Source organism: Pseudomonas sp. PS02290, assembly GCF_029960075.1.
In the GTDB taxonomy this organism is placed as follows: Bacteria; Pseudomonadota; Gammaproteobacteria; order Pseudomonadales; family Pseudomonadaceae; genus Aquipseudomonas.
This window is the reverse complement of sequence record NZ_JASCOY010000164.1, coordinates 1-6420: the sequence shown is the minus strand read 5'-3', so window position 1 is coordinate 6420 and position 6420 is coordinate 1. Positions and strand designations below refer to the sequence as shown.

Below are 6420 nucleotides of genomic sequence, written 5' to 3'. Positions count from 1 at the left end.
GGCGCCGGGGCATGTTTTTAAAACCCCCCAAAATCTGCGCGCCCCCCGGGGGGGGGGGGCAACGCCGGGTCGGGCGCTCTGCGCCCCTGAGACGACGCACAATCCGGCTTTCGCGCAAGGCGACGCAGAGCGTCACAAGATGCATGCCCACGCAGAGCGTGGGAACGATCATCAATAGCTAGATGCCTGATTGGTAGGACCGGCTTCAGCCGGGAAAGCGTCAATCCTCACGCCGCAAAAATGAGAGCACTGCCACCGGCCTCTTCCCGGCTAAAGCCGGTCCTACTAAGGCATCGCATGCCTCCAGCGGGACTGGCTGGAACGCCGACTCGTGGGACCGGCTTCAGCCGGGAAGGCTGCACGCCTCATCTTCCACGCCCTGAGAATCAATCCGTCAACGTACGTGGGGCGGGAGCCATATTTGGTAGTTCCGCGCGGACGAATCTGTGCGGCGGCGGCCAGTAAATGCCTTCCCTCTACCACCAAGTTTTATGCGCTCGTTCAGAAATGGAAAAGTGAAGATAGGTGGCCGCCGTTTCTGGTTGTGTATTTGTGAATCGCCGGGCAATGCTGCGCCTCACGGTTATGGAATGTGGCAAACCGATAAGGCAGGATTGGCGCCCGCTATTGTCGACCTTAGCCATCACCAGTGAGCATCAGGGTCGCTTACGCGAATACATGGACAGACTCTTTCCAAGGATTGTGAGATGAAAGCGGACCTCTTGGCCCTTGTGCCCAATTGGGGCGACATCGAGCGAAACCTGGACCAGAAATACAGCGACCTCAACCAAAGCGTCAGCAATGGTTTGCAAAGCGCCAACGACGCCTGGGACGGTTTCACTCGGAGGTGCAACTATGAATAACTCAATGCTTGTAAGTATGCTTTTAGAACTTAAGCATATATACCACGGGGAGGGGTGCAGAGATTTTGACAGAGGAATTGACGCGATTGTCAGCATATTGTCGGAGAGCGCTCTGGCAGGAACGCCTGCATGGGATGAGGCTGGTTCTATCTACAGAACTATGGCCGGTTCCAAATCTGGATTTTCAGATATCTACATAGACCGCGACACCGTCGAGGAGCGGATCGCGGCTAACGCGCGACTTGATGCTATCCGGCAAACTCTCTGGGATACCTTTGCCAGGACTTGATGCGGCGCGAGATCGTCGATGACGAGGGACCAACGCTCTTATCAACACCGGTGTTACAGCTTTGTGCTGAACCTGATGCGGTTATGGAAAAACCCGGCTGAGGCCGATCCCACGACATAATCCCGCGCCTCTAGTGGGACTGGCCGAAACCCGATAGTGGGACCGGCTTCAGCCGGGAAGGCGTCACTTGCCACGCCGCAAAAACGAGATCACGCCTCCCGCCCGCGCAACCCGCTGCGCCCATAAAACGCCACCACCACAAAACATCCCAGCGGCAGCAGGTATGCCAGCGCTGTTGAGAAATGATCCGCCACCAGTCCCATGAAATACGGCATCAGCGCGCCGCCGACGATGGCCATGATCAGGAACGAGCTGCCGCGTTTGGTGTGGGGGCCGAGGTTTTTCACGCCCATGGCGAAGATGGTCGGGAACATGATCGACATGAAGAAGAACACCGCCACCAGCGCCACCACCGACACGCTTTCCACGCCGCTGACCACCGCCGCGCACAGCACAACGTTGATCCACGCGTAGACCATCAGCAGCCGCTGCGCCGGGATACGCCCCATCAGCCAGGTGCTGAAGAAACGTCCGCACATGAAGCAGATCATCGCCACCGACAGCAGGTACGCGGCGCTCTGGCTGGTCATGCTCGCCCAGTGTTCGGTCACGTAATTGATGAAGAACGCGCCCACGCCGACCTGCGCCGCCACGTAGAAGAACTGCGTGACCACGCCGCCGACGAATTCCCGGTGCTGCCAGAGGGTCTTGTTGTCATGGCGCTGGATGCTCGACTCCTGCTCGCGCAGATCGGGCATCGGCGTGCGGGCGAACAGCGCCGCCACCAGTAGAACGATCACCGCGATGACCACGTAGGTGGTTTGCAGCGAGCTGTTGTCACTGCTGGCGTTGCTGCCGCCGAAGAACAGCGCGCCACCCAACAGCGGTCCGACGAACTGGCCGAGGCCGTTGAACGACTGCGCCAGGTTGAGCCGACGCTCCGCACCGTTCGGATCGCCCAGCACGGTGGCGTAAGGATTCGCCGCCGTCTCCAGACAACCCAGCCCCAGAGCGATGACGAACAGCGCAAACAGGAAGAACGGGAAGCTCGCCGCATTGGCCGCTGGCATGAACAGCAACGCGCCGGCGGCATACAGACACAGGCCCAGCAGAATCCCGGCCTTGTAGCCGAAGCGGTCCATCAACAAGCCGGCGGGCAGGGCGATGATGAAATACGCGCCGAAGTACGCCGCCTGCAGCAAACCCGACTGGGCCTTGCTGACGTGCAGCGTCTCCTGAAAGTGCTTGTTCAGCACATCGAGCAGCCCGTACGACAGGCCCCAGAGGAAAAACAGGCTGGTCACCAGCATCAACGCCACCCGCACCGACGGCGCTGCGTGCCGGTACACCGGGGTCTGGACTTTGCTGTGTTTGGTCAACATAACGCTCTCCTTTTTTGTTGTTGTTCAAGCGTGAAGCGTGACGAAGCGGATGTTCGGTTGTGCAGGGTTCGACGCCTTGCACTCGCACCTGTGGGAGTGAGCTTGCTCACGAAGACGGAGTTTCAGGCGCTAAAGATGTAGGGGGTGTTTCGGCCCCTTCGCGAGCAAGCTCGCTCCCACAATTGAAGCGCTTCAAGGCGGCTGATCCGACAGGCTAAAAATCTGCGCCATGGGCTGCCACTTATTCCCCGGATCCGTCCACGGCGTCGGTCTCTGAAACCGCCACATCAACGCCTCCCATTCCAGCACCTTGGGGTTGGCCGCCGACGCCTGGTCCATCGCGTCGGCGCTAAAGCCCGGGCCGGTGTCCATGACCATGAACAACCGCGTACCCAGTCGCCAGATCTGCATGTCCAAGACGGCCTGACTGCGCAGGTGTTCGGCAATCTCCGGCCAGATGCGCCGGTGCAGTTGCTCATACTCGGCGATCAACGCCTCGTCATTGGCCATGTCCAGGGCCAGACAAAAACGCTGCGCAACCCTCCCGGTATTCATGTCAGCGCGCTCATGTCAGTGCCCGATCCAGATGCGTATAGCCACCATCGACCACCAGCCATTGCCCGGTGGTGTGGGACGCTCGCGGGGACAGCAGAAACAGCACGCTGTCGGCAATCTCCGTCGGCGTGGTCATGCGCTGGCCGAGGGGGATTTTCTCGACGATCTTCGCCAGCTTCGCGTCAGGGTCGTCGAAGCTGGAAATCCAGCGCTCGTACAGCGGCGTCATCACTTCAGCCGGAATCACCGCGTTCACCCTCACGCCATCGCTCAGCAAAGACGCCGCCCATTCCCGGGTCAGCGACAGTTGCGCGCCTTTCGAGGCGGTGTAGCCGCTGGTGCCGCCCTGGCCGGTGAGTGCAGTCTTCGAACCGATGTTGACGATGGCGCCCTTGCTGGCTTTCAGCGCGTCGACGCACAGATGGGCCATGACGTAGTAGTGAATGAGGTTCTTCTCAAGCGACTCGATGAACGCGCTGCGACCGGCCTCCAGCCCGACGTTGTCGTTGACCCCGGCGTTGTTGACCAGCCCGTCGACGCGGCCAAAGCGCCCCAGCACCTTGCTCACCGCCGCTGCACATTCGGCCTCGTCACGCAGCTCGACCTGTACGAACAGGGTCTGCGGCTGGCGTCTGTCCAGCTCGGCGGCCCATTCAGCAGGCAGCGGCTGATTGGCGAAGATCACCGGGATCGCGCCTTCTTCGGCCAGCCCCAGTGAGATCGCGGCGCCAATCCCCGAGCCGCCGCCGGTGACGATGATGACCTTGTCTTGCAGGTGCAGATTCATGGGCAGTTTCCTTGCAGGCCGTACAGGCGAATGGCGGTGCCGCCGCGCAGCGCGTTTTGCTCATCGACGGAGAGCGAGCTGATGGCGGTTTCGAACAATTGGTGCACGTCGCTGTAACTGCCGGCGAGCTGACAGACCGGCCAGTCGGAGCCGAACATCAGTCGTTGCGGCCCGAACAATTCCAGCGCCAGATAGAAATACGGCAGCAGTTCCACCGGTCGCCAGCGTTGCCAGTCGGCTTCGGTAATCAGCCCCGACAGTTTGCAGGCCACGTGGGGCAGGGCGGCCAACGGGGCAAGGCGATCGGCCCAGGCGATGGGGTCTTCCAGGGACAGATCCGGTTTGCCGAGGTGATCAAGGATCAGGTGATGCTGGTCGTGGCGTTGGCAGAAATCGGTGGCGGCGTGCAGGTCTTTGTCTTTTATCAGCACGTCGTAAGTCATCCTGAGGGTTTGCAGCTGCCGCATACCCCGGGCGAAGGCCGGGTCCTGGAGGAACAGCGACGGCGCCGGTTCGTCCTGGACCAGGTGACGCAGGCCGACCAGTTTTTCCGCGTCCGCCCAGCGTGCCAATTGCTCGTCGACACCATCCGCCCGCAGGTCCGCCCAGCCGACTACGCCGAAGATCCACGGATGCTCGGCCGCATGGGTCAGGAGTGCGTCCGTCTCGTCGACACTCTGCTGCGCCTGCACCGCGACGCAGCCATCGATGCCATGCCGATCGAGCAGAGGTTTTAAATCGCCCGGCAGAAAATCCCGTTGCAACGCAGCATGGCGCTGGTCAATCCAGGGGTAATCCCTGGCGTCGTAAGTCCAGAAATGCTGATGGGCATCCACCCGCAAGGGCGGTGCCGGAACGCTTGAGTGTCGGGACGACATTGTTGTTGTACTCCGTCCGTTTCATGGCCTCACGCAATTATTGTAGGAGTGAGCTTGCTCGCGAAGGCTTAGGTACAAACGACACACCTGCATCGGGTGTCCCGGCCATTTCGTCCGGTTGCCGCACAGACCAAGCGCGCTCCTACAAGGGTTCGGCAGTGTGCTCAGCCCTTGTATGCATACCGCGCCCGCGAGGCGGCTTTCATCTGAATCGAAAACCCCGGTGCGGCCGGCGGCAAATACGCCGCATCACGAATCACGCACGGGTCTTCAAAGTGCTCATGCAGGTGATCGACATACTCCACCACTCGCCCTTCATGGCTGCCGGCGATGCACAGAAAGTCGATCATCGACAGGTGCTGCACGTACTCGCACAACCCGACGCCGCCGGCATGGGGGCAGACCGGCAGCCGGTATTTGGCGGCCATCAGCATTACCGCCAACACTTCGTTGACCCCGCCGAGGCGGCAGGCGTCGATCTGCACCACGTCGATGGCGCCACGCATGATCAGTTGTTTGAAGACGATGCGGTTCTGGCACATCTCGCCCGTCGCCACCTTCACCGGGTGCACGCCAAGACGAATCGTGCGGTGGCCTTCGACGTCGTCCGGGCTGGTCGGTTCTTCAATGAACCACGGTTTGGCGAACGCCAGCTCGCGGACCCAGTCGATGGCCTCGCCGACCTCCCAGACCTGATTGGCGTCGATCATCAGATGACGATCCGGCCCCAGCACTTCCCGGGCGATGCGCACCCGGCGGATGTCGTCCTGCAGGTCGCGGCCAACCTTGAGTTTGATGTGGGAAAAACCGCCGTCGACCGCTTCCTGACACAGCCGGCGTAGCTTGTCGTCGGGGTAGCCGAGCCAGCCCGCCGAGGTGGTGTAGCAGGGGTAACCGTCGGCAAGCAGCGTCCGCAACCGTTGTGCTTTGCCCTCGGCGCGCTCGGTCAGCAGGGTCAGGGCTTCGTCCGGGGTGAGGCAGTCGGTGATGTAGCGAAAATCGATGCAGCGCACCAGTTGCGCCGGGGTCATTTCCGCCACCAGTTGCCACACCGGCTTGCCCTCGGACTTGGCCCACAAATCCCACGTCGCATTGACCACGGCGCCAGTCGCCAGGTGAATCGCGCCCTTGTCCGGGCCGATCCAGCGCAACTGGCTGTCGCTGGTGACGTGGCGCCAGAAACGGCCCATGTCTTCGGCGATCCATTCCAGCTTCAGCCCGACCATCACGCCCGCCAGAGCGTTGATCGCGGCGCAACAGATCTCGTTGCCGCGGCCGATGGTGAAGGTCAGGCCGTGGCCCTGCAGGGTGGGGTGATCGGTCTCGAGAATGACGTAGGCCGCCGAGTAATCGGGGTCCGGGTTCATCGCGTCGGAGCCGTCGAGGAATTGCGACGTGGGGAAACGAATGTCTTCAACGCGCAAGGCGGTGATGGTGGTCATGGCGGGTCCCTTTGGCATTGTTATGGGCAGCGCGGCGTATTGGAAAAACTGAGGAAAACACTGCTCTCAAGTGCATGCAGAACCTGTGGGAGCGAGCTTGCTCGCGAAGCCTTTACTCCTGATGAATATGCAGGGAATGCACTGGCCTCTTCGCGAGCAAGCTC

At 61.3% G+C, this 6420-nt stretch carries 7 protein-coding genes; 2 read left to right on the top strand and 5 right to left on the bottom strand.

The genetic code is table 11. The features are described from left to right. Window positions 1–707: 707 nt before the first annotated feature. Both QMX88_RS28350 and QMX88_RS28345 read left to right on the top strand, forming a co-directional pair. Window positions 708–863, top strand: a complete 156-nt coding sequence (locus tag QMX88_RS28350) for a hypothetical protein (RefSeq protein ID WP_282373564.1) — start codon at window positions 708–710, stop codon at window positions 861–863. Next, window positions 856–1152 carry a hypothetical protein gene (locus QMX88_RS28345; RefSeq protein WP_282373563.1) on the top strand — a complete coding sequence of 99 codons (297 nt, stop codon included), beginning with the start codon at window positions 856–858 and terminating at the stop codon, window positions 1150–1152. The genes QMX88_RS28350 and QMX88_RS28345 overlap by 8 nt, the downstream gene beginning before the upstream one ends. Window positions 1153–1361: 209 nt before the next feature. Here QMX88_RS28345 and QMX88_RS28340 read toward each other — a convergent pair whose 3' ends face one another. From QMX88_RS28340 to QMX88_RS28320, 5 genes are all read right to left on the bottom strand, one after another. Continuing rightward, window positions 1362–2594: a sugar MFS transporter gene (locus QMX88_RS28340; RefSeq protein WP_282373562.1), complete on the bottom strand. Its 1233-nt coding sequence runs from the start codon at window positions 2592–2594 to the stop codon at window positions 1362–1364. 192 nt (window positions 2595–2786) lie between these two features. Continuing rightward, complete coding sequence (locus tag QMX88_RS28335; RefSeq protein WP_282373561.1) at window positions 2787–3149, bottom strand: L-rhamnose mutarotase; 363 nt, start codon at window positions 3147–3149, stop codon at window positions 2787–2789. Window positions 3150–3159: 10 nt separating this feature from the next. Further along, entirely contained in the window at window positions 3160–3936 is a 777-nt protein-coding gene (locus QMX88_RS28330; protein ID WP_282373560.1) for an SDR family oxidoreductase, read from the bottom strand. Then, window positions 3933–4814 (bottom strand): amidohydrolase family protein, encoded by an 882-nt coding sequence (locus QMX88_RS28325; RefSeq protein WP_282373559.1) that lies wholly within the window; start codon window positions 4812–4814, stop codon window positions 3933–3935. The genes QMX88_RS28330 and QMX88_RS28325 overlap by 4 nt, the downstream gene beginning before the upstream one ends. A 164-nt stretch (window positions 4815–4978) precedes the next feature. Next, the gene (locus tag QMX88_RS28320; protein WP_282373558.1) at window positions 4979–6256 is read right to left on the bottom strand and encodes an L-fuconate dehydratase; all 1278 of its coding nucleotides are present in this window, start codon (window positions 6254–6256) and stop codon (window positions 4979–4981) included. Between the last annotated feature and the right edge of the window lie 164 nt (window positions 6257–6420).